Origin of the sequence: Streptomyces sp. NPDC087300, from assembly GCF_044744425.1 — a bacterium.
Lineage (GTDB): Bacteria > Actinomycetota > Actinomycetes > Streptomycetales > Streptomycetaceae > Streptomyces.
In genome coordinates, this window is the sequence record NZ_JBIUYI010000006.1 from 409072 (window position 1) to 434519 (window position 25448).

Annotated in this window: 25 protein-coding genes and 1 tRNA gene; 14 read left to right on the forward strand and 12 right to left on the reverse strand. The window is 69.8% G+C overall.

Going from position 1 to position 25448, the window contains the following annotated elements; translation table 11 throughout:
- Positions 1-21: 21 nt before the first annotated feature.
- The 3 genes from ACIO9J_RS26850 (at position 22) to pknB (ending at position 5087) form a co-directional block, all read left to right on the forward strand.
- Positions 22-1443 carry an FtsW/RodA/SpoVE family cell cycle protein gene (locus ACIO9J_RS26850; RefSeq protein WP_402004652.1) on the forward strand — a complete coding sequence of 474 codons (1422 nt, stop codon included), beginning with the start codon at positions 22-24 and terminating at the stop codon, positions 1441-1443.
- Positions 1440-2903, forward strand: coding sequence for a peptidoglycan D,D-transpeptidase FtsI family protein (locus ACIO9J_RS26855; protein ID WP_402004655.1), 1464 nt, complete (start codon positions 1440-1442; stop codon positions 2901-2903). Before ACIO9J_RS26850 ends, ACIO9J_RS26855 begins: the two co-directional genes overlap by 4 nt.
- Positions 2904-3071: 168 nt before the next feature.
- On the forward strand, positions 3072-5087 hold the full coding sequence (pknB, locus tag ACIO9J_RS26860; protein ID WP_402004658.1) for a Stk1 family PASTA domain-containing Ser/Thr kinase: 2016 nt from the start codon (positions 3072-3074) through the stop codon (positions 5085-5087).
- Between the two features lie 74 nt (positions 5088-5161).
- Here the strand turns inward: pknB and ACIO9J_RS26865 are convergent, their stop codons facing one another.
- Genes ACIO9J_RS26865 through ACIO9J_RS26890 form a run of 6 tightly spaced genes read right to left on the reverse strand, consistent with a single transcriptional unit; the run spans position 5162 to position 9599 of the window.
- Positions 5162-5896 carry a class E sortase gene (locus ACIO9J_RS26865; protein ID WP_402004661.1) on the reverse strand — a complete coding sequence of 245 codons (735 nt, stop codon included), beginning with the start codon at positions 5894-5896 and terminating at the stop codon, positions 5162-5164.
- A 24-nt stretch (positions 5897-5920) separates the two neighbouring features.
- Positions 5921-7216: a class E sortase gene (locus ACIO9J_RS26870; protein WP_402004664.1), complete on the reverse strand. Its 1296-nt coding sequence runs from the start codon at positions 7214-7216 to the stop codon at positions 5921-5923.
- Positions 7213-7866 (reverse strand): aminodeoxychorismate/anthranilate synthase component II, encoded by a 654-nt coding sequence (locus tag ACIO9J_RS26875; RefSeq protein ID WP_402004667.1) that lies wholly within the window; start codon positions 7864-7866, stop codon positions 7213-7215. Before ACIO9J_RS26875 ends, ACIO9J_RS26870 begins: the two co-directional genes overlap by 4 nt.
- Positions 7863-8024 carry a hypothetical protein gene (locus tag ACIO9J_RS26880; RefSeq protein WP_402004670.1) on the reverse strand — a complete coding sequence of 54 codons (162 nt, stop codon included), beginning with the start codon at positions 8022-8024 and terminating at the stop codon, positions 7863-7865. Before ACIO9J_RS26880 ends, ACIO9J_RS26875 begins: the two co-directional genes overlap by 4 nt.
- Before the next feature lie 54 nt (positions 8025-8078).
- The gene (locus ACIO9J_RS26885) at positions 8079-8795 is read right to left on the reverse strand and encodes a class E sortase (RefSeq protein ID WP_402004673.1); all 717 of its coding nucleotides are present in this window, start codon (positions 8793-8795) and stop codon (positions 8079-8081) included.
- Positions 8796-8828: 33 nt separating this feature from the next.
- Positions 8829-9599, reverse strand: a complete 771-nt coding sequence (locus ACIO9J_RS26890; RefSeq protein ID WP_402004676.1) for a DUF881 domain-containing protein — start codon at positions 9597-9599, stop codon at positions 8829-8831.
- A gap of 142 nt (positions 9600-9741) precedes the next feature.
- On the opposite strand from ACIO9J_RS26890, the gene crgA reads away from it, so the two are divergent.
- The gene (gene crgA / locus ACIO9J_RS26895) at positions 9742-9999 is read left to right on the forward strand and encodes a cell division protein CrgA (RefSeq protein ID WP_016640722.1); all 258 of its coding nucleotides are present in this window, start codon (positions 9742-9744) and stop codon (positions 9997-9999) included.
- 260 nt (positions 10000-10259) lie between these two features.
- On the opposite strand, the gene ACIO9J_RS26900 is transcribed toward crgA, so the two are convergent.
- On the reverse strand, positions 10260-11156 hold the full coding sequence (locus tag ACIO9J_RS26900; RefSeq protein WP_402004679.1) for a rhomboid family intramembrane serine protease: 897 nt from the start codon (positions 11154-11156) through the stop codon (positions 10260-10262).
- A gap of 124 nt (positions 11157-11280) precedes the next feature.
- The gene (locus tag ACIO9J_RS26905) at positions 11281-11814 is read right to left on the reverse strand and encodes a peptidylprolyl isomerase (RefSeq protein WP_402005409.1); all 534 of its coding nucleotides are present in this window, start codon (positions 11812-11814) and stop codon (positions 11281-11283) included.
- Positions 11815-12132: 318 nt separating this feature from the next.
- Here ACIO9J_RS26905 and ACIO9J_RS26910 point away from each other — a divergent pair, with 318 nt between their 5' ends.
- Entirely contained in the window at positions 12133-12831 is a 699-nt protein-coding gene (locus ACIO9J_RS26910) for a DUF5324 family protein (RefSeq protein WP_402005412.1), read from the forward strand.
- Positions 12832-13055: 224 nt separating this feature from the next.
- Positions 13056-14777: a DHA2 family efflux MFS transporter permease subunit gene (locus ACIO9J_RS26915; RefSeq protein ID WP_402004682.1), complete on the forward strand. Its 1722-nt coding sequence runs from the start codon at positions 13056-13058 to the stop codon at positions 14775-14777.
- Between the two features lie 136 nt (positions 14778-14913).
- On the opposite strand, the gene ACIO9J_RS26920 is transcribed toward ACIO9J_RS26915, so the two are convergent.
- Positions 14914-16164 carry a cytochrome P450 gene (locus ACIO9J_RS26920; protein ID WP_402004685.1) on the reverse strand — a complete coding sequence of 417 codons (1251 nt, stop codon included), beginning with the start codon at positions 16162-16164 and terminating at the stop codon, positions 14914-14916.
- Positions 16165-16443: 279 nt separating this feature from the next.
- On the opposite strand from ACIO9J_RS26920, the gene ACIO9J_RS26925 reads away from it, so the two are divergent.
- The 8 genes from ACIO9J_RS26925 (at position 16444) to ACIO9J_RS26960 (ending at position 23812) form a co-directional block, all read left to right on the forward strand.
- Entirely contained in the window at positions 16444-16587 is a 144-nt protein-coding gene (locus ACIO9J_RS26925) for a hypothetical protein (protein WP_157877791.1), read from the forward strand.
- A 245-nt stretch (positions 16588-16832) separates the two neighbouring features.
- On the forward strand, positions 16833-17588 hold the full coding sequence (locus ACIO9J_RS26930; RefSeq protein ID WP_402004687.1) for a SagB/ThcOx family dehydrogenase: 756 nt from the start codon (positions 16833-16835) through the stop codon (positions 17586-17588).
- 128 nt (positions 17589-17716) lie between these two features.
- Complete coding sequence (locus tag ACIO9J_RS26935; protein WP_402004690.1) at positions 17717-18769, forward strand: TOMM precursor leader peptide-binding protein; 1053 nt, start codon at positions 17717-17719, stop codon at positions 18767-18769.
- Positions 18769-20097 (forward strand): YcaO-like family protein, encoded by a 1329-nt coding sequence (locus ACIO9J_RS26940; protein WP_402004693.1) that lies wholly within the window; start codon positions 18769-18771, stop codon positions 20095-20097. The genes ACIO9J_RS26935 and ACIO9J_RS26940 overlap by 1 nt, the downstream gene beginning before the upstream one ends.
- Positions 20072-21001 carry a CPBP family intramembrane glutamic endopeptidase gene (locus ACIO9J_RS26945; protein ID WP_402004696.1) on the forward strand — a complete coding sequence of 310 codons (930 nt, stop codon included), beginning with the start codon at positions 20072-20074 and terminating at the stop codon, positions 20999-21001. The genes ACIO9J_RS26940 and ACIO9J_RS26945 overlap by 26 nt, the downstream gene beginning before the upstream one ends.
- Positions 20998-21912 carry a type II CAAX prenyl endopeptidase Rce1 family protein gene (locus tag ACIO9J_RS26950; RefSeq protein ID WP_402004699.1) on the forward strand — a complete coding sequence of 305 codons (915 nt, stop codon included), beginning with the start codon at positions 20998-21000 and terminating at the stop codon, positions 21910-21912. Before ACIO9J_RS26945 ends, ACIO9J_RS26950 begins: the two co-directional genes overlap by 4 nt.
- Before the next feature lie 12 nt (positions 21913-21924).
- Positions 21925-22995 carry an LLM class flavin-dependent oxidoreductase gene (locus ACIO9J_RS26955; protein WP_402004702.1) on the forward strand — a complete coding sequence of 357 codons (1071 nt, stop codon included), beginning with the start codon at positions 21925-21927 and terminating at the stop codon, positions 22993-22995.
- A gap of 106 nt (positions 22996-23101) precedes the next feature.
- Entirely contained in the window at positions 23102-23812 is a 711-nt protein-coding gene (locus ACIO9J_RS26960; RefSeq protein WP_402004704.1) for a TetR/AcrR family transcriptional regulator C-terminal domain-containing protein, read from the forward strand.
- A gap of 10 nt (positions 23813-23822) precedes the next feature.
- Here ACIO9J_RS26960 and ACIO9J_RS26965 read toward each other — a convergent pair whose 3' ends face one another.
- From ACIO9J_RS26965 to ACIO9J_RS26975, 3 genes are all read right to left on the reverse strand, one after another.
- Positions 23823-24005: a hypothetical protein gene (locus ACIO9J_RS26965; RefSeq protein WP_402004707.1), complete on the reverse strand. Its 183-nt coding sequence runs from the start codon at positions 24003-24005 to the stop codon at positions 23823-23825.
- Positions 24006-24094: 89 nt separating this feature from the next.
- Positions 24095-25159 carry a methyltransferase gene (locus ACIO9J_RS26970; protein ID WP_402004710.1) on the reverse strand — a complete coding sequence of 355 codons (1065 nt, stop codon included), beginning with the start codon at positions 25157-25159 and terminating at the stop codon, positions 24095-24097.
- A gap of 188 nt (positions 25160-25347) precedes the next feature.
- Positions 25348-25420, reverse strand: a tRNA-Ala gene (locus tag ACIO9J_RS26975).
- Between the last annotated feature and the right edge of the window lie 28 nt (positions 25421-25448).

Below are 25448 nucleotides of genomic sequence, written 5' to 3' on the forward strand. Positions count from 1 at the left end.
CGTTGGGGGCCCTTGCACGCCATGAGCAGTACTACACACACGTCGACGATCGGCGCGATCGGGGCGCCGAGCCGGCGCAACACCGAGCTCGCGCTGCTCGCGTTCGCCGTCGTCATCCCGCTCTTCGCCTACATGAACGTGGGCCTCGCCCTTGACGGCAAGGTGCCGTCCGGCATGCTCGGCTACGGAGCGGGCCTCGGGCTGCTCGCGGCAGTGGGCCACCTGGTCGTACGCAAGTTCGCGCCGTACGCGGACCCGCTGCTGCTGCCGCTGGCCACCCTGCTGAACGGCCTGGGTCTGGTGGTGATCTGGCGCCTCGACCAGTCCGAGCGGCTCCAGCGGCTGCCCAACTTCAGCGTCGCGGCTCCGAACCAGCTGATGTACTCAGCGATCGGCATCGCCCTGTTCGTCGGCGTACTGCTGCTGCTCAAGGACCACCGCGTCCTACAGCGCTACACGTACATCTCCATGGTCGGCGCCCTGGTACTGCTGCTCCTGCCGCTCGTGCCGGGCCTCGGCATGAACGTGTTCGGCGCGAAGATCTGGATCCACATCGGCGGATTCTCGATCCAGCCCGGCGAGTTCGCGAAGATCGTCATCGCGATCTTCTTCGCCGGGTACCTGATGGTGAAGCGCGACGCGCTCGCCCTGGCCAGCCGCCGCTTCATGGGGATCTACCTCCCGCGCGGACGCGACCTCGGCCCGATCATCGTCGTCTGGGCGATGTCGATCCTGATCCTCGTCTTCGAGACGGACCTCGGTACGTCTCTGCTGTTCTTCGGCATGTTCGTCGTGATGCTGTACGTGGCGACCGAGCGCACCAGCTGGATCGTGTTCGGCATGATGATGTCCGCGGTCGGCGCGGTCGGCGTCGCCTCCTTCGAGCCGCACGTCAAGCAGCGCGTCGCCGCATGGCTCGACCCCATGCGTGAGTACACGCTGAGCCAGCAGGGCGTGGCCGGCCACTCCGAGCAGGCGATGCAGGCCCTGTGGGCCTTCGGCTCGGGCGGCACCCTCGGCACCGGACTCGGTCAGGGCAACTCGGACCTGATCAAGTTCGCCGCCAACTCCGACTTCATCCTCGCCACCTTCGGCGAGGAGCTCGGGCTCGCCGGCATCATGGCGATCCTGCTCATCTACGGGCTGATCGTCGAGCGCGGCGTCCGCACGGCGCTCGCCGCCCGCGACCCGTTCGGCAAGCTCCTCGCGATCGGCCTGTCCGGCGCCTTCGCCATTCAGGTCTTCGTCGTCGCGGGCGGCGTCATGGGCCTCATCCCGCTGACCGGTATGACGATGCCCTTCCTGGCGTACGGCGGTTCCTCCGTCATCGCCAACTGGGCCCTGATCGGCATCCTGATCAGAATCAGCGATACCGCGCGCCGTCCGGCACCCTCCCCAGCCCCGAACCCCGACGCCGAGATGACCCAGGTGGTCCGACCGTGAACAAGCCTCTGCGCCGGATCGCGATCTTCTGCGGCCTGCTCATGCTCGCCTTGCTCGCCCGGGACAACTGGCTCCAGTACGTCCAGGCCGACACCCTGGCCAAGCACGAGAAGAACCGCCGCGTCACCATCGAGCGCTACTCCCAGCCGCGCGGCGACATCATCGTCGACGGCAAGCCCATCACCGGCTCGAAGGCCACTCCGGGCAACGACCTCAAGTACAAGCGCACCTGGAAGGACGGGCCCATGTGGGCCCCCGTCACCGGGTACTCCTCGCAGCGCATGGGCGCCACCCAGCTCGAGAGCATCGACGACGGCATCCTGACCGGCAACGACGACCGGCTCTTCTTCCGCCGCACACTGGACATGCTGACCGGCGAGAAGAGGGAGGGCGGCAATGTCGTCACGACCCTCAACTCCGCGGCGCAGAAGGCCGCGTACGAAGGTCTGAAGGGCCGCGGCAAGGGCGCCGTCGCCGCGCTCGACCCCTCCACCGGCGCCATCCTGGCGCTGGCCTCCACGCCTTCGTACGACCCCGGTCAATTCGCGGGCAACACCAGCGCGGAAGCCGAGAAGTACCTGAAGCTGGACAAGAGCAAGGACAAGCCGCTGGTCAACCGCGCGCTGCGCGAGACCTACCCGCCCGGCTCCACCTTCAAGGTGGTCACGGCGGCGGCCGCCCTGGAGCACGGTCTGTACAACAGCGTCGACGAGAAGACGGACTCGCCGCTCCCCTGGACGATGCCGAACACCACGACCCCGCTGCCGAACGAGGGCAACCTGCCCTGCAAGAACGCCTCGCTCCGCGAAGCGCTGCGGGTGTCCTGCAACACCGTCTTCGGCAAGATCGGCTCCGATCTCGGCAAGGACAAGATGCTGGAGACGGCGAAGAAGTTCGGCTTCAACTCCGAGCAGTTCACGCCGGTCCGCTCCAACGCCTCCAACTTCCCCGAGGACATGGACAGGCCGCAGACCGCGCTGTCCTCCATCGGCCAGTTCGAGACCGCCACGACGCCGCTCCAGATGGCCATGGTCACCGCCGCGATCGCCAACGACGGCAAGCTCATGGAGCCGTACATGGTCAGCGAGCTGCAGGCCCGCAACCTGGACACCATCGAGAAGCACTCGCCCAAGGAGATGAGCGAGCCGCTCTCGAAGGACAACGCGCAGAAGCTCCAGGACATGATGGAGACGGTGATCGAGAAGGGCACCGGAACCAACGCCAAGATCCCCGGCGTCACTGTGGGCGGCAAGACGGGTACGGCGCAGCACGGCGTCGCGAACAGCAAGAACCCGTACGCCTGGTTCATCTCGTACGCCAAGACGGACTCCGGTTCGCCGGTCGCCGTCGCGGTCGTCGTCGAGGACTCCAAGGCCAGCCGTCAGGACATCTCCGGTGGCGGTCTGGCGGCTCCGATCGCCAGGGACGTGATGAAGGCAGTCATCGACAGCAAGAAGTGACCCCCATCACGGCCTCTCCACATCGGTGCACGTTGCGGTACCGGTCCGGTATCGGGTGACGGTCGCGGCCAGGTCACGCAAGTCGAGCCGGGTACCGTATGCCCGGACAGCACACCGCCGGACCACACAAAGGTGCGGTCGGGACCGACGGAGAGGGCTGGATTAGCTATGGAAGAGCCGCGTCGCCTCGGCGGCCGGTACGAGCTGGGCCAGGTGCTCGGCCGTGGTGGCATGGCCGAGGTGTACCTCGCGCACGACACCCGGCTCGGTCGCACCGTGGCGGTGAAGACGCTGCGGGTGGACCTCGCTCGTGACCCGTCCTTCCAGGCCCGGTTCCGCCGTGAGGCCCAGTCCGCCGCCTCGCTCAACCACCCGGCGATCGTCGCGGTCTACGACACCGGCGAGGACTACGTCGACGGGGTCTCCATCCCGTACATCGTGATGGAGTACGTCGACGGCTCCACGCTGCGTGAGCTCCTGCACTCCGGCCGCAAGCTGCTGCCCGAGCGTGCCATGGAGATGACCATCGGCATCCTCCAGGCCCTGGAGTACTCCCACCGCAACGGCATCGTGCACCGCGACATCAAGCCCGCGAACGTCATGCTGACGCGCAACGGCCAGGTCAAGGTCATGGACTTCGGCATCGCCCGCGCCATGGGCGACTCCGGGATGACGATGACGCAGACCGCCGCGGTCATCGGCACGGCGCAGTACCTCTCGCCGGAGCAGGCCAAGGGCGAGCAGGTCGACGCCCGCTCGGACCTCTACTCCACCGGCTGTCTGCTCTACGAGCTGCTCACGGTCCGGCCGCCGTTCGTCGGGGACTCCCCGGTCGCGGTCGCCTACCAGCACGTGCGGGAAGAGCCGCAGGCCCCGAGCGTCTTCGACAACGAGATCACGCCCGAGATGGACGCGATCGTCCTCAAGGCGCTCACGAAGGACCCGGACTACCGCTACCAGTCGGCCGACGACATGCGCGCCGACATCGAGGCGTGCCTGGACGGCCAGCCCGTCGCGGCCACCGCCGCCATGGGCGCGGTCGGCTACGGCGGCGACGGCTACGGGTCCGACCAGCAGACCGCGATGCTCCGCCAGCAGAACGGCGGCGGGCAGACGTCCATGATGCCGCCGGTCAACCCCGACGACGGGGGCTACGGCTATGACGGCGACGGCCACGGCCGCCGCCAGAAGAAGAGCAACACGTCGACGTGGCTGCTCGTCCTCGCGGGCGTGCTCGTCCTGGTGGGCGCGATCCTCATCGGGAAGTGGGCGTTCAGCGGCGACGGCGGTGACAGCACCACCAAGGCACCGGACTTCGTGGGCGAGACGGTCCCGGCGGCCAAGGAGTCGGCGGAGAACATCGGCCTGAAGCTGAAGGTCGGCGAGCGCAAGCCCTGCGAGAAGTACCCCAAGGGCAAGATCTGCGACCAGGACCCCGGCGGCGACACCCAGGTCGACAAGGGCGCGACGATCACGGTGACGGTGTCGACGGGGGCTCCCAAGGTCGGCGTGCCGAACGTCATCGGCTCGGACGTCGCGGACGCCAAGGCGAAGCTCGAAGGCGACAAGTACCAGTTCAAGGTCACGGTCAAGCCCGTGGAGTCCACCCAGACCGCGGGTCAGGTCCTCGACCAGGACCCGACGGGCGGCGAAGAGGTCGAGAAGGGCAGCAAGGTCACCCTTGAGGTCGCCAAGAAGAAGGAACAGGCGACCGTTCCCGACGTGGCCGGCAAGACCTGGGAAGAGGCCAAGCAGCAGATCGAGGCCAACGGTCTGACGGCCTCCCGCGAGGACGTGGCCAGCGAGGACGTCGAGGAGGGCAAGGTCATCAAGACCACGCCCGGCGCCGGCACCGCGGTGGACCCCAACTCCACCGTCACCGTCCAGGTGGCCAAGAAGGCCGAGGAAGCGACCGTCCCGCCGCTCGCGGGGCAGAAGCTCAAGGACGCCCGCAAGTCCATCGAGGACGCCGGTCTCTCGGTCGGCGACATCCAGGGCCCGCAGGACGACGACGCCCTCGTGGTCCTCTCCCAGCCCGGCGCCGGTGAGAAGGCCGCGCCCGGCACGGCGATCAACCTGACCACCGCGGGCGGCAACGGCAACGGTGGGAACGGCGGAGACGACGGCGGGCTCGGCGGCCTGGTCCAGGGCAGCGGCGGCTGGGGCCGTCACAACGACGACTGACACCCACCCCGTCCATGAAGAGGGCCCCGGTACCGCTGAGCGGTACCGGGGCCCTCTTCGTGCATCCGGGCTGCTTACTTCAGCTCCGCCGGCGGCGTCCGCTTGTTGTCGACCTTCTCGATCCGCTCCAGCTCGCCCCAGACGATGTAGCGGTAGCGCGAGGTGTAGACCGGCGTGCAGGTCGTGAGCGTGATGTAGCGGCCGGGCTTCTTCACGCCCGACTCCTTGGGGACCTGGTCGAGGACCTTCACGTTGAACTTCGAGGTCTCGGGCAGCGTGGCGTACACCTTGTAGACGTACCACTTGTCCCGGGACTCGTAGACGATCGCGTCGCCCTTCTTGAGCTTGTCGATCTTGTGGAACTTCGCGCCGTGCCCGTCACGGTGCGCGGCCAGCGTGAAGTTGCCTTCCTTGTCCTGGGGGAGGGCCGACTTGACCGGGTCCTTGTAGTAGCCCGCCACGCCGTCGTTGAGCACCTTGCTGCTGGTGCCCGCCTTGACCAGCACCTCGCCGCCGCCCATCGCGGGTACGTGCAGGAAGCCGATGCCGTCCTTGGTGTCGATGTTGCCGGGGCCGCCCGCCCAGCGGTCGCGCACCCGGTCGCCCTGCCGGTGCGCCTCACGATCCGCTATGACGTTCGTCCACCAGAGCGAATAGACGACGAAGAGGCCGAGCACCAGGCCCGCGGTGATGAGGAGTTCACCGAAGACGCTGACGGCGGTGGCGAGGGGGCCGCGGCCCCTGCGTGGTGCCGGAGCGGGCGCCGGCGACGCGTCCCGCTTCTCTTCGTGGTCGGTCGTGGCTGCCACTGGATCTGCCCCGTTCTCACCGTTCTAGTTGACGAGCGCGCTCGGCTTTCCCTTGCTGCGCGGCCGTTCCTCGACCATCTTGCCCCAGACGATCATTCGATACTTACTCGTGAATTCCGGGGTGCAGGTGGTCAGTGTGATGTACCGCCCGGGTTTGGTGAAGCCCGAACCAGGCGGAACGGGGCCGATCACACGGGTGTTGCCGGGGCTGGTCTGCGGCAGGATGCTCGCCATCTTGTAGACGAAGTACTTGTCCTGCGTCTCTACGACGATGGGGTCGCCCGGCTCCAGACGGTTGATGTAGCGGAACGGCTCGCCGTGGGTGTTGCGGTGCCCCGCGACCGCGAAGTTGCCCTTCTTGGCGTCCGGCATCGGGGTCTTGGTGCTGCCCTCGTTGTAGTGACCGACCATGCCGCGGTCGAGGACCTGCTGCTTGTCGATGCCCTCGGCGACCGGGACGACCACGTCCAGCTTCGGGATGTGCAGCAGCGCGAAGCCCTGCCCGGGTTCGAAGGAGCCCGGCTTGCCCTTGCCCTTGGCCCAGTCGTCCTGGAGGTCGTGGGCGGCGCTGTTGGCCTGCTGATGGGCCCGGATGTTCGTCCACCACAGCTGATAGGTGACGAAGAGGAGCATCAGGACGCCGACGGTGATGAACAGTTCACCGATCCCCCGGCTGAGCACGGCGCCCGGCGAGGGCCTGCGGGCGCGCTCGGCGCGGCGGGCCTCGACGCGGGAGAGCGGGGCCCCGGGCGTCTGACGCGGGGGCGGTGCTGCGGCGCCGCCCTTCTTGGCGGCCTTGCGGCGGGCGGCCCGGCCCTCCGTGGGGCGCTCGGGCTCCGTCCCGCGCTCGGGTTCGGGTCCGGGTTCGGGTTCGGCTATTCGGCGGGTGTCCGCCGTCCGCAGGCCCACCGTCTCGTCATCGGGTATCGGCTGTGCGGGCCTCTCCGGGGCGTACGCGCCGTACAGCTGGTCGTACGTCGGTTCGGGTTCCGGAGGCTGCGGAGAGGCCGCCTGACGCTGTGTCGGGGACGCCTGCGGCCCATACCAGTCGCGGACGTACCCCTCGGGGTCGTACCACTCCTGTTCCCGCGGCCCGGGTTCCTCCGGGGCGGGCGGCTCCGGCGCGGCGGCCGCGCCGCTGCGGAACCACGGCGAAGGATGCTGCCCCGGCAGCGGATCGGTGAGGGGGTCGGCCAGGTCGTCGACGGCCGCGGCGAACGCTCCGGCGTCCCCGTGCGCATCACCAGCGGAGTCCCCGTACGCGGCGTTCTCGTCGTAGGGGGCTCCGGAGGAGTCGCGCTCGGGGCGCAGGGCGGTCACGCCGTGGCCCTGCCCACCACCGGGGCGAGCCCGCTCGATCGCTCCACGGCCCCGGCGTCGCCGCACTCCACCAGCCAGTTGGCGAGCATCAGGTGCCCGTGCTCGGTCAGTACGGACTCCGGGTGGAACTGCACGCCCTCGACGGACAGTTCACGGTGGCGCAGGCCCATGATGATGCCGTCCTCCGTACGCGCGGTCACCTCGAACTCGGCCGGGACAGTGGCCGGCTCGGCGGCGAGCGAGTGGTAGCGGGTCGCGGTGAAGGGCGAGGGCAGTCCGGCGAAGACGCCCTTGCCCTCGTGGCGCACGAGCGAGGTCTTGCCGTGCAGCAGCTCGGGTGCGCGGTCCACCACGCCGCCGTACGCCACCGCCATCGACTGCATGCCGAGGCAGACGCCGAAGACGGGCACGCCGGTGGCGGCGCAGTGCCGCACCATCTCGACGCAGACGCCCGCGTGCTCAGGGGTGCCGGGGCCGGGCGAGAGCAGCACGCCGTCGAAGCCGTCCTGCGCGTGCCGCAGCTCGACCTCGTCGTTGCGCAGGACCTCGCACTCGGCACCCAGTTGGTAGAGGTACTGGACGAGGTTGAAGACGAAGCTGTCGTAGTTGTCGACGACCAAGATGCGGCTGCGGCCGCTCGCGGTGCTCACTGGCCGTCCACGGTGACGTCGTTGAACGGCAGCAGGGGTTCGGCCCACGGGAAGACGTACTGGAAGAGCACGTAGACCACGGCGAAGACGAGCACCAGTGAAATCACTGCCCGCACCCATGCGTTTCCCGGCAGATGCCGCCAGATCCAGCCGTACATGCCGTCCCTTCCGTCGCGTACGGCACCAGGCCTCCCTCGCCGTACGGCACCAGACTAACGGCGCAGTGCCTCCGGTTTCCCGGCCTCCACGGGCTGGGTGGCATCGAGATGTGCCCAGACGATCAGCCGGTGGCTGTGGCCCCACTCTGGTTCACAGGTCGTAAGGGTGAGGTAACGCCCGGGACCGTCGTAGCCCGATTTGCGAGGGACCGGATCTATGACTCCGATGTCGCCCGGGAGCGTCCGGTAGGGCTTCTTGTCGATGCGGTACGTGAACCAGCTGGCGCCGTCCGTCAGGACGACGGCGTCGTTGGGCCGCAGCTTCGGGAAGTCCTTGAAGGGGTCTCCGTAGGTGCGGCGGTGCCCGGCCACGGAGAAGTTGCCCTTCTGCCCCAGCTGGGCGGTGGAGGCATAGTGCCCGAGGCCCTTCTTGAGGATGTCGGTGCCGGTGCCCTGGAGCACGGGCTTGTTCCACGTGAAACCGAACCGCGGGATGTACATGACGGCGAACGGCTTGCCGTCCTTGTAGGCGGCGGGCTTCTCCGGAGAGGCGTCGTCGGCGGCGTCGCCCTTGCCGCCGCCCGCGTCGTCCGTCCCGGTGGACAGCGCGCCCTGCGCCCACTGGTCCTGCAGCGCGTCGATCTGGCTGTCCATGGCGCTGTCGGCCTTCACACCGGTCCAGAACAGGACGTACACCACGAAGAGCACGATCAACGTGCCGACGGTGATGCACAGTTCGCTGAACGTCCTGACGAGCACACGCACCGACACAGGACGGCCCCTCCCTGGGTGCTACTCCGGGTGCTACTCCACGGGCTTCGCGTAGTGGAGATCCACTGTGCCCGAGTAGCCGGGAAGAGTCACCGCCCCGTCGTCGTCCACTTTCCAGCCGAGCCCGTACGCGTTGACGTACAGCATGTAGTTCTGGATCTCGGGGGACGCCGCGAGCGCGTTCTTGAGCTTGTCGGGGTCGCCGACGGCGGTCACCTTGTACGGCGGTGAGTAGACCCGGCCCTGGAGGATCAGGGTGTTGCCGACGCAGCGCACGGCGCTGGTGGAGATCAGCCGCTGGTCCATGACCTTGATGCCCTCGGCGCCGCCCTGCCAGAGCGCGTTGACCACGGCTTGCAGGTCCTGCTGGTGGATGACCAGGTCGTTCGGCTGGGGCTCGGGGTAGCCGGGCAGCTTGGCGGTGGCGTTGGGCGGGGCGTCGGCGAGAGTGACGGTGACCGCGTCGCCGTCGAGCTTCTTGGTGCCCGCGTTCTTCTCCAGGGCCTTGAGCCGGGCGTCGTCCGCCTTCGTGCCGCCGTTGTCACGCTGCGCGAGCGATTCGACGTCGTCGCGCAGCGAGCCGTTGGACTCGTCGAGCTCGCCGTTCTTGTGGCTGCGCTCCTGGATGAGGTCGGAGAGTTTCAACAGGGAGGCATCGGTACGGATGTTGGTGCCTTTGGCCGTGTTGAAGCTGGTGAAGAAGATCAGCCCGGCCAGGGCGAATACAGCGCCCGTAAGCACGCGAACCGGACGCCAGCGGGGGCGGCGACCGGCACCTTTGTGGGAGTCGGCAGAATTGCTCAACGTACCCTTATCTCCTTCAGCGCCGCGGAAGCACTACGCTAACGGACGCCCGGGGGAGGCCTCGGCTCCCCGTAACGCCCCGCCCGGCGCCAGCCCACAGTTACCTGCGCGGCCACGCAGCGCATCGACAGGAGAGACCCTCGTGCCGAAGTCACGTATCCGCAAGAAGGCAGACGACTACACGCCGCCGTCCTCGAAGAAGGCGACGAGCATCAAGCTGACCAACCGCAGCTGGGTGGCTCCGGTGATGCTGGCGATGTTCCTCATCGGACTCGCCTGGATCGTGGTCTTCTACGTCACGGACGGCAAGCTGCCGATCGACCCGCTCGGAAACTGGAACATCGTGGTCGGCTTCGGCTTCATCGCCGCGGGATTCGGCGTCTCCACGCAGTGGAAGTAGCCGTCTGACCCCGGAGCGCATCCGCGCTCCGCGCACAAGCCTTGCCCTGAGTTATCCACAGCGCTATCCACATGGGGAAAAGGTCTGAAGATCTGTGGATAACTCTCCGGCGGTTGACGCCGGTGTGACTGGCCCACCGGATCTCCGTTCGCCGCTCGCCCCTTGTCCTTCCTGGGGAAACCCAGGTCAGCGACAAGGGGCACGGTTGTTCCCCACAGCTTGCACAAGATCCGGCACACGCTGTGGACAACGCGAGCACGTCAGGTGAGCTGGCCGGTCCGCACGAGGACCAGGACCACGGAGACCAGGACGATCAGCGCGACGCTGCCGTACTGGATGAGGTTCCGCCGCTCGCGGGGCGCGTGCACCATCGCGTAGCCGACGACGACACCGCCGACGAGGCCGCCGATGTGGGCCTGCCAGGCGATGTTGCTCCAGCCGAACGTGAAGATCAGGTTGAGCACGAGCAGCGCGATGACCGGGCGCATGTCGTAGTTGAGCCGCCGCATCAGGATCGCGGTCGCGCCGAACAGACCGAAGATCGCGCCGGACGCGCCCAGCGAGGGCTGGTTCGGCGCCGCGATGAGATACGTCAGCGCGCTGCCCGCGATGCCCGACGCCCCGTAGAGCGCGAGGTAGCGGGCCCGGCCGAGCGCCGCTTCCAGCGGGCCGCCGATCCACCACAGGCTGAGCATGTTGAACGCGATGTGCATATAGCTGCTGTGCAGGAACATCGCCGTCACCAGGCGGTACCACTGGCCCTCGGCGACGCCCTCGACCGAGCCGAGCTCCGGGACGTAGGCCCGCCCGATCAGGTCGAAGCGGTCGGTGAAGCCGTCCCCCACCGAGAGCTGCACCAGGAAGAGGGCGAGGTTGATGCCGACCAGGACCTTGGTGAACAGGCGCGGGTCCGCGGTGACGGCACCGCCCGCGACCGTACGCGGCTGATTGGCCGACGGCGCGTGACCGGTGCCCGAGCCTTCCCTGACGCACTCGGGGCACTGGAAGCCGACCGAGGCACTGATCATGCACTCGGGGCAGATGGGCCGCTCGCAGCGCGTGCAGGTGATGCCGGTCTCACGGTCCGGGTGCCGGTAGCACCCGGGCAGGGCCGACGCCCCTTGCGGCTCCTGCGGGCTGCCTGGCGCCTGGTCCATGGGGTCCCCTCAATCTCCGTACGAAGGCACTGCGACGGCACACGTGGCAACGCGCCGCCCCGCCCTTCCTTACGGACGGGCGGGGCGGTTTGGTTCCCTCACGCGAGCGCGCGGAACGCGTGGGTCAGGCGTCGCGGGTCTCGATGACCACGGACTCGATGACCACGTCGTTCACCGGGCGGTCGGTGCGCGGGTTGGTCTGCGTGCCCACGATGGCGTCCACGACCTTCTTGCTGGCGTCGTTGGTGACCTCGCCGAAGATGGTGTGCTTGCGGGTCAGCCACGCCGTCGGCGACACAGTCACGAAGAACTGCGAGCCGTTGGTGCCCGGACCTGCGTTGGCCATGGCCAGGAGGTAGGGCTTGTCGAAGGCGAGGTCCGGGTGGAACTCGTCCTCGAACTCGTAGCCCGGACCACCGGTGCCGTTGCCCAGCGGGTCGCCGCCCTGGATCATGAAACCGCTGATCACCCGGTGGAAGACCGTGCCGTCGTACAGGCGGTCCGAGGTCTTCTTGCCGGTCGCGGGGTGGACCCACTCGCGCTCGCCCTGAGCGAGCTCAACAAAGTTCTTGACCGTCTTGGGCGCGTGATTCGGCAGGAGCCGGACCTCAATGTCGCCCTGGTTGGTCTTCAGGGTGGCGTAAAGCTGCTCAGCCACGATCTGCCTTCCGTTGTCTTCTGTGACCCCCCGATCCTCGCACGGACCGGATTGGGACGAGTAGCCGCCGACTGGGCGCGCACCGAAGCGATCCGTGGCATTGTCGGCGAAGAGCTCTTCTTGCACCGATTCGATCGAATTGAACGGAACGATCGCTTCGATCTCATCGATCGGCATTTTCCTTGATCAGAGATTGGCCGGAGTCAGTGCCAGTGACCCGGATGCCCGCCCTCGCATGCCTGGATTCCATCCAGAAGGCATGATCCCTGAAAGGGTGGAAAGGTGACATACCTATACGCCACCGAGGAGGAGGATCCCGTGACCCGCATCGACAGCGTGCGCGCCGCGACCGGCTCGGCCAAGGACAGCGTGCGTCACGCCGCGGACGCGGTGGCGCCCTACGCCGACACGGCCAAGGACCGGGCCACCCACTACGCCCACGAAGCACGCGTACGGCTCGCGCCCAAGGTGTCGCAGGCCGCTGAGCAAGCCCGTGTCCAGTACGGCGCCCACGTAGCACCCCGCGTCGAGCAGGCCCGCACGCACGTGCCGCCGAAGGTCGACCACGCCGCGCACGAGGCCGCCGTCCGCACCCGCAAGGCTGCCCGCCAGGCCGCGGACTACTCCAAGCCGCGCATCGAGCACGCCGTGGCCGCCGCGCAGCCGGTCCGCGAGGAGGCCGCCGCGCGCAGTGCGGCCGCGCTCGCCGCGCTGCGCGGCCAGGTCACGCCGAAGGAGATCCAGCGCCTGGCCCGCAAGCACGACCGCCGGGCCAGGGCGGGCCGGCTCACCAAGAGGCTCGCCGTACTCGGCATCCTCGCGGGCGGCGCCTTCGCCGCCTGGAAGTGGTGGGACAAGCAGGCCAACCCGGACTGGCTGGTGGAGCCGCCGGCCGCCACGGAGGTCCCGGACACGACGCTGACCTCTGTCGACGGCAGCGCGCAGAGCGTCCTCGACCCCGAGGTCCAGGCCAAGCAGGCCGAGACCGAGGCGGACGTGAGCGAGCGGGACAAGTAGGCCGCAGGGCCGACCACACGACGCCGAGGGGCGGGAGACCGAATGGTCTCCCGCCCCTCGGCGTTTCCCGTGCCTCATCCGCCACACGATCACCCGCACCCGTCGATGTTTCACGTGGAACGGTCGCTCGCCACCGCTTCCCGAGCCCAGACTCACACTGTTAGAGTGGTCTAACACTGTTAGACAGATGACAGGCGAAAGACGACTCGACAGGACGGTGTGTGATGGCGGTCGACGCCCCCGCCCGACAGGGGCCAAACCCTTACCGGACGCTCCCCGCGCTCTGCGTCCCACTGGCCCTGACGATGTTGCAGAGCACGGTGCTCTCCACCGCGCTGCCCGACATCCAGGACGACCTCAACGGCGGCATCCAGGACATCCAGTGGGTGATCAGCGGCTACTCGCTGGCCTTCGCCGCGCTGATGCTCACCGGCGGCACCTGCGGTGACCGCTTCGGGCGCAAGAAGACGTTCCTCACGGGCCTCGCCGTGTTCCTCGGCGGCGCGGTCTTCTCCGCGCTCGCCGGGTCGGTGTGGGTGCTCGTGGCGGCCCAGGCGGTGCTCGGCGTGGGCGCCGCGCTCCTGATGCCGAACACCCTCTCGATCATCCGGCACGTCTTCACGGACAGCGGCGAGCGCGGCACCGCCATCGGCATCTGGGCCGCGGTGGCCGGCGCCGCGGTGGCCTTCGGCCCGGTGGTGGGCGGCCCGCTGGTGGAGAACTTCGGCTGGGAGGGCATCTTCTGGATGTACGTGCCCATCGCGGTGCTCGGCTTCGCGCTCGCGGTGCGCATGGTCCCCGAGTCCTCCAACCCCGAACGCAGGCTCGACCCCGCGGGGCTCGTGCTCTCGGTCGCCGCGATGTCCGCGATCGTCTACGCGACCATCGAGGGCGGCTCGCGCGGCTGGAGCGACCGCCTGGTGGTCGGCACCTACCTCGCGGGCGGCGTGCTCCTCATCGCGTTCGTCATCACCGAACTGCGCGTGCGCGAGCCGATGCTGGACCTGTCCTTCTTCCGCGACCGGGTCTTCACCGGTTCGGTGATCGCCGGATTCGTCCTGTACTTCGGCCTCTTCGCCATCACGTACTTCCTGATGCTCTGGCTCCAGACCGTGCTCGGCTGGTCCGCCGTGGGCGCCGGGCTCGCGATCCTGCCGGGCATGCTGCTCGCCATGGTCTCCGCGCCGCTCGCGGGCTGGATGACCAGCAAGGTCGGCGGCGCGATCCCGCTCGGACTCGGCATCCTGTTCGCCTCGCTGACGATGTTCGGCGCGTCCCTGTACGGCGCGGACGCCCGCTACACGGAGTACTGGTGGGTCGTCCTGCTCGTCGGCCTCGGCATCGGTCTGACCCTCACCCCGATCTCGACCCTGGTGATGATGCGGGTGCCCGCCGCGCGTTCCGGCATGGCGTCCGGCGCGAGCAACGCCACGCGCCAGCTCGGCAGCGTCTTCGGAGTGGCCGTGCTCGGCACCCTGCTCACGACGCGGATGACGGACAGCGTCCGCGACCGGCTCACCGACGCCCACGTACCGGCCGCCGCGCGCGACGAGGTGGTGCGTGCCGTCGAGGCCGGCGGGGCACAGAGCGCGGGCGGCGGCGGCAGCGCGCGGATCACCGCGCTGGTCAACGACGGGTTCGTGGACGGGCTGCACCTCGCGGAGCGGGTCGGCGGCGCGCTGCTCCTGGTGACCGCCGTGGCCGTGTACTTCCTGGTGCGCGGCAGGGACCGCGACGACGTGGAGACCGAGATGGCGGAGTCCACGGACGGTTCGAGCGGTACGGACGCTTCGAGCGGTACGGAAGGTGCTGGCGGCGCGGACGGTTCGAGCGACACGGACGGTGCTGGCAGTACGGACGGTACTGGCAGCAAGGACGGTGCCGGCGACGGCAGCACAGATACCGAAGGTTCCGGTTCCACGGGGCAGGTCGCCGAGCGCCGCTGAGGCGCCGACCAGCCCCCTCTCAGACAGCCGGACGGGCCCCTGGATCCCCCGCCGAGGGCCCGTCCGGCGTTTGCATGTCCGCTCGCGGTCGGCCGCGCCCCTCTACGGTGGCGCGGCCGGCCAGGACGTACGCCGCTCAGCCCGAGACCCGCACCGGCAGCTCGCACACGCCCCGCATCATCAGGTTGTCCCGCCAGCGCAGGCGCTCCGCGGGGACGGCGAGTTCGAGGTCGGGGAAGCGGGCGAACAGGCGGCCCACCGCGACCCGGCCCTCCGTGCGGCCGACCGCCGCGCCCATGCAGTGGTGGATCCCGTGGCTGAACGCCAGGTGCTGACGGCCCGTGCGGCCGCTGTCGAAGCGGTCCGGCTCGGGGAAGTGCCGCGGATCGCGGCTCGCCGCGCCGAGCAGGATGAGCACCGGCTCGCCCGCCCGCACCTTCCGGCCGCCCAACTCCGTGTCCCGCAGCGGAAACCGCCAGGTCGGGACCTTCACCGGGCCGTCGACGCGCAGGACTTCCTCGATCAGCCGCTCGACCAGCGCGGGCTCCGCGGCGAGCGCGGCGCGCTCGTCGGGGTGGCGAAGGAGCCGCAGCACGGAGTTGCAGATGAGGTAGGCGCTGGACTCGTGGCCCGCGAAGAAGAGCTGGTAGACGAGGGAGATCAGCTCGTAGTCGTCCAGTTGTTCCTCGCCGTGGGCGGTCACCAGGGCGCTCACCAGGTCGTCCGCGGGCTCCGCGCGGCGGGCCGCGAGGAGCGGGACAAAATAGCCGGCCATCTCGTCGGCGGCGCCGTCGAACGCGGCGTCGTCCTGGAGCTCCGAGCGGACGAGCAGCGCGCCCCACTCCTGGAAGCGCGGACGGTCGGCCGCGGGGATGCCGATCAGCTCGCAGATGACCTCGACCGCGAGCGGCAGGGCGTAGTCGCCCAGCACGTCGAACGTGTACTCCGCGCCCCCTGAGCGCCCCTGCGCGGTGGCGAGCTCGTCCAGCAGCGCGTCCGCGAAGCCGCCGATCGGCCCTTCGAGGGCGCGCATCCTGCGGGCGGTCAGCGCACGGGACATCAGCCGGCGCATCCGTGTGTGGTCCGGTGGATCGACGCTCAGCAGATGGCGGCCGAGCAACGCGGTCTTCTCCTCGGCGCGGCCCACGGCGATGGCATCCCTCACGGAGTCCCCGGTGCTCGCCGGGTCGACGCTGAACAGCGGATCGGAGAGGACCTCCATCGCCTCGTCGTAACCGCAGACCAGCCAGGGGTTCAGGCCCGGCCGCAGCCGGACGCGGGTCACCGGGTCGACGCGGTGCAGCCGCGCGTAGCCGGGCCCGGGATCGGCCATGAACACGGGGTTCAGTAGATCAATTACTTCGTCGGGTGCTCCATCGAGGGCCATGAGGTCGTTGGTAACAGCCGAGGAGCGGACACTCAATAAACTCCCGGTTATCCAGTTCAAAGAAGAAGCAAAACGGAATTAGAGTCTTCGTTTACTGCTCAATTGGCTTTACGGGCAAGCCTTGTGCGCTCAGACAAACACTGTTAGTTTGCGGAACCGTGAGCCTGAAGTCAAAGCTCACAAAGCACAACGCAAGGAACATCAACAAGGTACGCAGACAAGGCGAAGAAGTGCGTTGATGTGCTCTGACGCGCACTGATTCCTCAGGAAGGAGCTGTAATGAAGCTGCAGTCCGAGAAGGTCGCCGAACACCGCAACAGCACCCCCCAGGCCGCTCTCGAGCCCTTCGGCGCGGGACGCGACGAGGCCGTTCTGGTCCCGGGCGCCTGTTCCTGCTGCTGCGGTGCTGTTGTCCGCAAGTAACCCGCAAAACCACGCGCGGCAGGTCTCCGACCTGCCGCGCGTCGGTGAATTCAAAGAACGACGGGAGCCATTACATGAGCGATGCGGACAGCCCTGAACAAGCGCGTCTCATTCAATCTTCAGTGGCCACGAGCGCCTATCGGACGATGAGCCCGAACGCCTCTGGAGTCGGTCTTCAAACCAACTCGATGCGCTTCGAGAATCTTTCGTCGGGAACCTTCAGGCGCATCGCGGAAGAGTTCTTGATGGCCACGCGAATGCGGCGCTGGGACCGTTCCGCGCTGCTGTCGATCGGCTATTACTTCTCCGACGTCATGGCCGTGGTCCAGTCCCGTCAGGACCGCGTACCGCGTCGGAGCGCGCCGCGCACTCCCCTCCCCGAGGGAGCGGCCGTCGACGCGGACCTCACCGAGACCGTGCTGCGCAGGCGCAGCGGCCGCGACTTCTCCGGCGCGCCCCTCGACCTCGACGAGATCACGTCCGTGCTGCGCTTCGCGGGCTCGGTCACCGCCGAGGCCGACATCGAGCTCGCCGACGGGGCGCCCCTGACCATGGGCTTCCGCACCGTGCCGAGCGCCGGCGGGCTGTACCCCGTGGAGATCTGGCTCGCCGCGCGGAACGTCACGGGACTCGAACCGGGGCTGCACCGCTTCCTCCCCGTGGAGGAGTCCCTCGCCGCCCAGGCGGGCCCGGACGCGGTCACCGAGCTGATCGCCTCCTTCGACCCGCAGGACGGCTCCATCGACTTCGACCGCACGGCCGCCGTCCTGCTGCTCGTCGGCAACCCGTGGCGTTCGATGCGCAAGTACGGGCCACGGGGCATGCGTTCGATGTTCCACGAGGCGGGCGGCATCGCGCAGAACGCCCATCTCGCGGCCACCGGACTCGGCCTGGAGAGCGTGGACTTCTCCGGCTTCTACGACGACGAGGCGCACTCCGCGCTCGGCCTTGACGGCGTGCACCGGACGCTGCTGCACACCGTGCTGCTCGGCGCGGCCTGACCCCGAGGACGGATCGAAAGACCGACCCGGAGACGTATCGAAGTCCGACCCCGGAGACGTACCGAAGGCCGCGCCGATCCGGCCTCCGGCCGTACAGAAGGCCGCGGAGAGCGGCAGAGAGGCTTCGCATGACAGACAACCGGCAGCCAACAGACAACGGGCAGCCCCGCGTGCGCCGTTCCTTCTCCGTCGTCGGCCACAGCCCCGACGTCGTCGAACTGCGCACCGGTGTGTGGAACGCCAAGTCCTACACGCTCACCGACGACTCCCGCTCCGGCACCCTCTTCAACCTGATCAGCGGCCTCGACGGCACCCTCTCCCGGCGCGACCTCGCCAAGCGCGAGGGCGTCTCGCGGGTCGAGGTCGAGGCCCTGGTCGACCACCTCTACGGCCTCGACGCCATCGAGGAGGGTCCCGGCAACGCCCTGGACGCCTACCTCGACGAGATGGCGGCCCTCGGCGGCCGCACCGCGGAACCCGTCGCCTCGGGCGTCGTGCTGCTCGGCGACACCGACCTGTGCGAACTCACCGCGTCCCTGCTGCCCGCCGAGGTCACCGGCGACGTGCTCATACCGGGCGCCGAGCACCCCGTACGCGCCCGCCTCGACGCCCTCGCGCCCGCCGTGCTGCACGACGGACTCGCCTTCGAAGAGGCCGTCGAGACGCTGCGCCCCTGGCAGGGCCGCTATCTGCTGCTCGCCGAGAAGACGATCGACCCGGTCCGCGCCCAGCTCCTCAACCGGCTCACCCGCGCCGCGGGCATCGACTGGACGTACGCGGCGGTGGACGGCCCCTTCCTCTTCGTCGGCCCCACCATGGTGGCCGGGCGCTCCGCCTGCTTCGAGTGCTTCGAGACGCGCGTGACGATGAACCTCCGCGAGAGCGCCGGATACCAGCGCTACAAGGCGGCGCTCGCCCGCTCCGCCGTCCTCGCCGGCGCCCCGCCCGTCTACGGACCCGTGCGGTCCCTGCTCTGCTCGCACCTGGCGATGGAAGCGACCAACTACCTCAGCTGCGGCTCGACCTTCACCATCGAGAAGGTCCTCGGCTGCTACCTGCCGAGCATGGAGATCGCCTACCAGGAAGTGCTGCCGCTGCCCGGCTGCCCCGGCTGCGGCCCGGTGCCCGAGCGCGACGACGAGACGCTGCACTTCGACCCGCGCACCTGGCTGGAGGGCTGATGCGGCTCACGCTCCACCAGGACGAGGACACCCGCGTCCACCGGCTGCGCGCCCGCATGCACGGACCGCTCTGCGGGATCACCACGTCCATGGGTTTCCTGACGCGCTATCCGGGCGGACCACGGCTCCTGGTCGGCACCGCCGACATGACGGGCGTGCACGTACGCCAGGACCAGCCGCCGCCGAAGGCGGGCAGCTACCACATCGGCGGCTACGGCATCTTCCCGTTCGAGAGCCACATCCGCTCGCTCGCCGAGACGCTGGAGCGCTACTCCGGATACGCCGCGGCCCTCGACGGACGCTTCGAGAGCCGCCACCTCTCGTACGCCGAACTGGTCGCCCAGGGCGAACCGGTGCTCCCCAAGGAGGCGTTCCACCTCTTCACCGACGAGCAGTACGCACGTGAGGGCTTCCCGTTCGACCCCTTCGACCCCGACGCGCCCTCCGGCTGGTTGCGGGTCGGCTCCCTGACGGACGGGTCGCGGTGCTGGGTGCCCGCCCAGCGCTTCCTGCTCGGCTACGTCCGCGAGCGCGAGGAGCCCTGGACACTGCCCGCCGTCACCACCGGCACCGCGACACACACCACGCCACCGGCCGCCCTGCGCGCGGCACTTGAGGAAGTCGTGCAGGTCGACGCCGCGATGGGGCACTGGTACGGGCGCACCGAGAGCGTCCTGATCCGCCCCGACGCCCGCACCCGCCACCTCGACGCGATCGTCGACACGTACTTCCCCGCCTCCGCGCCGCGCCCCGAGTTCCACGCCCTGCCGAGCCCCGACCTGCCCGGCTTCACCATCGCCTGCCTGCTGCGCCAGCCCCCGGGACTCGTGCCGGAGGTCGCCATCGGGCTCGGCAGCGGCCCCTCGCTGGCCCGCGCGATGTACCGCGCGCTCCTGGAGGCGGCCGGCGTGCAGTGGCTCGCCGCCTGGGTCGCGGTCGAACAGGCGGTGCAGGGCACACCCGCCGACGCGGACATCTACGACCTGGAGGGCAACGTCGGCCTGTACGCCACCTCCCAGGGCGCGCGCACGGTCGAACGGCGCTTCGCCCGGCACGTCGAACGCGCCGCCTCCGAACTCCCGCCGGACGACGACCGCCCGGTCAAGGAGGCCGTACGCACCCTGATCGACGCCTTCCAGCACACCGGGAAACAGCTCTACTTCGGCGATCTGACCACCCGCGACCTGCGGGCGCTCGGCTTCCACGCGATGCGGGTGTGGTCGCCGGACACGGTCAGCCTGCCGCTGCCCAGCGCCGTCCCGGCCGCGCACCCGCGCTTCGCCGACTACGGGGGCTTTACCGATGACGTCCCTCATCCCTACCCCTGAGCTGCGGGAACCGGCACTCGCCGCGCTCACGCTGTGCGCGCTGTCGTGCCTGGCGCTCGCCTCCCATCTGCATGTGCGCTTCTTCGACCACCGCGGCGTGCACACGCTCCAGGTGTACGCCGCGGTGCTCGCGGCCGTCGCCGGGTGCGGGCTGCTCGTGGTCGGGCCCCGGGTGCTCGGTGGCTCGGGCGTCGGCTGGGGGCTGCTGGTCAGCCCGCTGCTCGGCGCGGCCGTCGCGCCCCTGGTGGCCGCCGCGGACACGCTGATCACGCGACGGCTCGGACGGCGGGCCGCGCGCTCGGCCGCCCGGGGGCCGGACCGCGGCGGGTCCCGTGGCGGCGCCCCTGCCACCGCGCCGCGTGCCCGTGCCACCCGCCCCGTCGGGCAGGCCGCACGGCTCGCGGGCGCATCGTCGGCCACGACGACCACGCAGCAGTGGACGCCGAACCGCAGGGACACGGACGTGGCGCTGCCGCTCGGCTGGCTGGTGGCGGTGGGCGTACTGGAGGAGTGCGTGTTCCGCGGCACGCTCACCGGCGTCGCCCTGACCGAACAGGGCATCGCGCTGCGGGTGTTGATCCTGGTGGCGGCGACGGGCGCGTTCGCGCTCTCGCACATCTTCTTCGGCTGGGCCCAGGTCGCGGCGAAGCTGCCGCTCTCGGTGACGGCACTCGCCCTCACCCTGGTGACGGGCAGCGTCCTGGGCGCGATCGTGACGCACGCGCTCTTCAACGTACGGATCTGGCGCTACCAGAACACGGTGCGCGGGGCGTCGTCGTCGGCACGGTCCACCGCTGAATCCGCTGGGTCTGCTCGGTCTGCTGGCTCTGCTCCATCCACTCGATCCGCTGGGGGCGAGTCTCGTCGGCCGTCACGGGCCCGGGGCCGGACGGTGGCGCCATGAGCGGCCCCGGGCCTCTGCCGGCCGGCGGGCTCACGCTCGCGGTGACCGCCGCCGCGTACGGCTTCCTCTCGCCCTGGCTGGCCGGACGGCTGAAGGGAATCGCCCCGGCGAGGGCCCGTTCCCTCGCGGCCACCGCGGCCGGTGCCGTGACCCTCGCGGCCGCCTTCGCCGTGGGCGTCCTGTCCTGGCACCCCGCGCTGCCCGGCGCCACGATGCCGGCGCTGCTGGTCATCGGACTGGCCCTGGGATGCGGGGAGTTCGCGGCGGCGGCCTTCCTGACCAGCGTCGTCGCGGACAGCGTCGACGCCCTGCGCGGCACGCGCCCGGTGCTCGCCGCCGCGCGCCGGATGCCCCGGCTCCGGCCCGCCGCGGCCGCGACGCGCGCCCCTGCTGCCCCCGCACGCACCCGGACTGCGGCAGGGCGCACCCACTGGCTCTCGCTCGCCCGCGGCCACGCGGCCGAGGAGGCGCGGGCCCGCGTCGCGGGACCCGGCCCGTGGGGCGTCGTCGTGCTCGCCACGGCCGTTCTCTGTGACGAGGCCGTCTTCCGGGCCGCGCTCACGAAGGCGCTGACAGAAGCGGGCGCCGTGGTGGCCGTCGGCATCGCGGTCCTCGCCCAGGTCGCCGTCGTCGTGCACCGCACCCCCGCGGGGCGGCGCCGCACGCCGGACGCCTGGGTGCCCGCGCTGCTCGTGGCGGCCGTGCACACCGTCCTGTACTGGCGCGGAGCCACCCTCGTGCCGCTGCTCGCCGCCGACGCGGCCTTTCTCGCCCTGCTCGTACCGGCCGGTTCGTTCCGGCCGACGCGCACCGGCGCGTCTCGTTCCAACCGAGGGGAAGCGACCGTTTCACGTGAAACATCGCCCCGTGGCAACCGGCGCCGGCCGCCGGTGATCTCGAAGCCCGACTGAGAGGAAAACACCGTGAAACACGGCATTTCACTGCTTCCGGACTGCCGTCCCGCCACCCGGGGCGCCCGCGAGTACTACGAAGACGTGCTGCGGATATCCCGCCTCGCCGACGAGGCGGGCCTCGACTACGTCAAGATGACCGAGCACTACCTCAAGGAGTACGGCGGCTACTGTCCGAGCCCTCTGACCTTCCTCGCCGCCGTCGCCGCGCAGACCTCCCAGATCCGCCTCATGACCGGCTGCGTCCTGCCCGCCTTCCACCACCCCATCCAGCTCGCCGCGCACACCGCGATGGTCGACGCGATGAGCGGCGGCCGCCTCGACGTCGGCTTCGCACGCGCGTGGATGCCGTACGAGTTCGCCGCGTTCGGGGTCTCCATGGACGAGTCCAGGGACCGCTTCAACCACACCATCGCGGCCGTCCTGCGGCTGTGGACCGAGGAGAAGGTGAGCGAGGAGAGCCCCTTCTTCTCCTTCCGCGACGCCACCTCGCTGCCCGCTCCTGTGCAGCGCCCGCATCCGCCCGTGTGGGGCGCGGCGGTCCGCTCCCGGCAGAGCTTCGCCTGGCTCGCCGAACAGGGCTTCGGACTGCTCGTGACGCCGCCGCCCCGGCAGCAGGACCTGGCGGGCGTACGCGATCTCGTGGAGGTCTACCTCGACACCTTCGAGGACGTGCACGGCTCCGCCCCCGACGGGCCGCGCCCGCGCGTGGCGGTCTCCATCCCGCTCCACGTCGCCGAGACCGACGACGAGGCGTACGAGACGGCCGACCCGCTGCTCCGCGAGTACCTGACCGTGTGGGCGGAGGCCGCCGAGGCCTGGATGCACACCTCGTCCAAGGACTACCCGACGTACTCCCAGATGGCGCTCACCCTGCGCAATCTCGACATCGCCGACTTCCGCAGCCTGGGCACGGCGGTGGTCGGATCGCCCGCGACCGTCCTCGAAAGGGCCCGCCAGCTGCGGGACTTCCTCTCCGTGGACACCTTCCTGTGGCAGGTCGACTTCGGCGGCCAGGACGGCGTGACGATGGAGCGCAGCTTCAAGCTCTTCAGGGACGAGGTTCTGCCTCAACTCCGCTGAAGAGCAACTGTTTCGCGACGGCGACTTTCCGCCATCCATGGTCCTCTAACATAGTTAGAGGACCAGCCCGGTGCACCGGGACGGAGCTTCAGGAGGGAGCCGGCGCATGGGAGCCCAGCGTGCCGCGAACACGACCCGGCGTCAGCCACGGCCCGCGATCACGCTGGAGGCCGTCACCGATGCCGCGCTGCGCACGCTCCAGAGGGACGGTCTCGACGCCCTCTCCATGCGCCGCCTCGCCGACGAACTGTCCATCCAGGCACCGTCCCTGTACTGGTACGTGCGCAACAAGGACGAGCTCCTCGACCTGCTCGCCGACGCCCTCCTGGCGGATCTGCGCCTGGATGCCCACGTCCGCACCGACGGCGACTGGCAGACCGAGCTGCGCGACATGATGCTCGAATACCGCGCCTACCTGTTGTCCAAGCGGGACTCGGGCCGGGTGCTCGCGGGCCGGCTCCAGCTGGGTTCGCACTTCCTGCGCCACGCGGAGGTCATCCTCGGCGCGGTGCGCCGCGCGGGCTTCGACGACCAGGACACCGCGGACTCGCTCTACTCCCTGACGCAGTACGTCCAGGGTTTCGTCCTGCACGAGACGTCCCCGCTCTCGGCCGACGTGGCGCGCGGCGCCGACCCCAAGGAGTTCCTGGAGGCGGCGCGCGAACGCCTCGCCGGGCTCTCGCCCGAGGAGTATCCGAACGTCGTCGCGGTCGGCGCCCGGCTCGCGCGCCCCGACATCGAGGCGCGCTTCACCTATGGGCTCGACCGTCTGCTCGACGGCCTGCGCAGCCGCCTGGAGAGCAGGCACCGCGGCTGAGTACGTCCGGTCAGCGGCGGTCGTTACGGTCGCTGCGGTCGTTCCTCGACTGCCGGGCGTCCCGCTCGGCCTGTTCCCGCTCCTGGCGCTCGCGGTTGCGGGCCTGCTCGGCATCCTGCTGCTTCTGCAGCTCACGCTGCCGGGCGCGATTGCGGGCGCGCTCGACGGGGTCGCCCTTCCAGGGTGCTCGCATGGGATCTCTCCTCCTGTCGGCAGGCCTCTGAGGCCTGCGGGTCGGGCTGTGGGCAGGCCTTTCGGACGGGCCTGCGGTGGGATTCCCGTTCAGTCACCGGCCCGGCGGACGGGCCTGGCGATCAGCACCGACTGCGGCGGCGTGGCCGGTACGATCCGCTCCAGCTCGAACCCGGCACGGCCGAGCAGTTCCCGCCACTCGTCCTCGCCGCGCTCGCGGCCGTCGTTGTCGGCGAGCATCTCGATGTCGATGAGCTTCGCCCAGTGGAAGCCGTTGCCCGGCGGCACCACGACCTCGATGACGAAGAGCGGCGCGTCGTTGCCACCCGCCGCACGCACCCTGCGCAGCACGGAGAGGGCCGTGTCGTCGTCGAAGCAGTGCAGCATGTTCTTGATCAGATACGCGTCGCCGCCCGCCGGCACCTCTTCGGTCGCGTCGCCCGCCACCAGCCGCGTCCGGTCCGCGACACCGAGCTCGGCGAGGCGCGCCCTGGCCCGCTCCACGACGTGCGGCCGCTCCACGAGCACGCCCCTGCTGTCCGGGCAGTGCCGCAACAGCGTGCCGAGCAGCTCACCGTCCCCGCCACCGAGGTCGACGAGCGTGCCGTAGCCGCTGAAGTCGATGGCCGGCGCCAGCTCCGCGGCCAGCTCGGAGGTGAGCTCGCCCATCGCCGACTCATAGACGCCGCGGAACTCCACGTCCTTGTCCAGATGCTCGAACAACGGCCGCCCGTGCGCCACTTCGAACGCGGACCGCCCGGTGCGCACGGCCTCCTCCAGCTTCCCGAAGGAGTCCCACATGGGGCCCTGGTTCAGCATCAGGACCCAGTTGCGGATCGAGTCGGGCGCATCGGCCCGCAGGCTCTGGGCCATCGGCGTCAGCTCGTACGTCCCGTCCGCCCGCTCGGCGAAGACACCGACCGACGCGGCGGCCCGCAGACAGCGCCCTAACGCACCGGCCCGCGCACCGACGGCCGCCGCGAGATCATCCACCGCCCGGGGCCCGTCCACCAGGGCGTCCGCCACTCCCAGCGAGGCGAGGACCGCGATCGGCTGGGAGACCCACTTCGCCGCGGCCAGGGAGAGCACGCGGACGTGGGGAGGATCGTAGGGCCCCCCGGGCAGCCCGATCGGAGCGGAAGCGTCGGCAGTCACGTAACCCCCTGGGTCCGGTGCCCGCAGAGGCCTCCGGGCACTCTTCCTAACACTGTTAGATAGACCCAGGCTAGCACCGGGGCCCCGATCGGGGAGGGCGCACGACGAGGCGGCGGGCCCGACACCCGCGCGGGCACGCAAAAAAGCCCCCCGACCTGCGAAAACACAGGTCGGGGGGCTTCAGGCTGTGGAGCCTAGGAGATTCGAACTCCTGACATCTGCCTTGCAAAGGCAGCGCTCTACCAACTGAGCTAAGGCCCCGAAAACGATGCGACGGACCGGAACAATC

What these genes read in the sequence shown, in the direction of transcription:
- ACIO9J_RS26945 (WP_402004696.1), top strand. Translation starts at nt 20,072, where the DNA reads ATGACGTCCCTCATCCCTACCCCTGAGCTGCGGGAACCGGCACTCGCC.
- ACIO9J_RS26950 (WP_402004699.1), top strand. Translation starts at nt 20,998, where the DNA reads ATGAGCGGCCCCGGGCCTCTGCCGGCCGGCGGGCTCACGCTCGCGGTG.
- ACIO9J_RS26880 (WP_402004670.1), bottom strand. Translation starts at nt 8,024, where the DNA reads ATGTACGGCTGGATCTGGCGGCATCTGCCGGGAAACGCATGGGTGCGG.
- ACIO9J_RS26850 (WP_402004652.1), top strand. Translation starts at nt 22, where the DNA reads ATGAGCAGTACTACACACACGTCGACGATCGGCGCGATCGGGGCGCCG.
- ACIO9J_RS26965 (WP_402004707.1), bottom strand. Translation starts at nt 24,005, where the DNA reads ATGCGAGCACCCTGGAAGGGCGACCCCGTCGAGCGCGCCCGCAATCGC.
- ACIO9J_RS26960 (WP_402004704.1), top strand. Translation starts at nt 23,102, where the DNA reads ATGGGAGCCCAGCGTGCCGCGAACACGACCCGGCGTCAGCCACGGCCC.
- ACIO9J_RS26930 (WP_402004687.1), top strand. Translation starts at nt 16,833, where the DNA reads ATGGCCACGCGAATGCGGCGCTGGGACCGTTCCGCGCTGCTGTCGATC.
- ACIO9J_RS26900 (WP_402004679.1), bottom strand. Translation starts at nt 11,156, where the DNA reads ATGGACCAGGCGCCAGGCAGCCCGCAGGAGCCGCAAGGGGCGTCGGCC.
- ACIO9J_RS26915 (WP_402004682.1), top strand. Translation starts at nt 13,056, where the DNA reads ATGGCGGTCGACGCCCCCGCCCGACAGGGGCCAAACCCTTACCGGACG.
- pknB (WP_402004658.1), top strand. Translation starts at nt 3,072, where the DNA reads ATGGAAGAGCCGCGTCGCCTCGGCGGCCGGTACGAGCTGGGCCAGGTG.
- ACIO9J_RS26920 (WP_402004685.1), bottom strand. Translation starts at nt 16,164, where the DNA reads ATGGCCCTCGATGGAGCACCCGACGAAGTAATTGATCTACTGAACCCC.
- ACIO9J_RS26925 (WP_157877791.1), top strand. Translation starts at nt 16,444, where the DNA reads ATGAAGCTGCAGTCCGAGAAGGTCGCCGAACACCGCAACAGCACCCCC.
- ACIO9J_RS26935 (WP_402004690.1), top strand. Translation starts at nt 17,717, where the DNA reads ATGACAGACAACCGGCAGCCAACAGACAACGGGCAGCCCCGCGTGCGC.
- ACIO9J_RS26940 (WP_402004693.1), top strand. Translation starts at nt 18,769, where the DNA reads ATGCGGCTCACGCTCCACCAGGACGAGGACACCCGCGTCCACCGGCTG.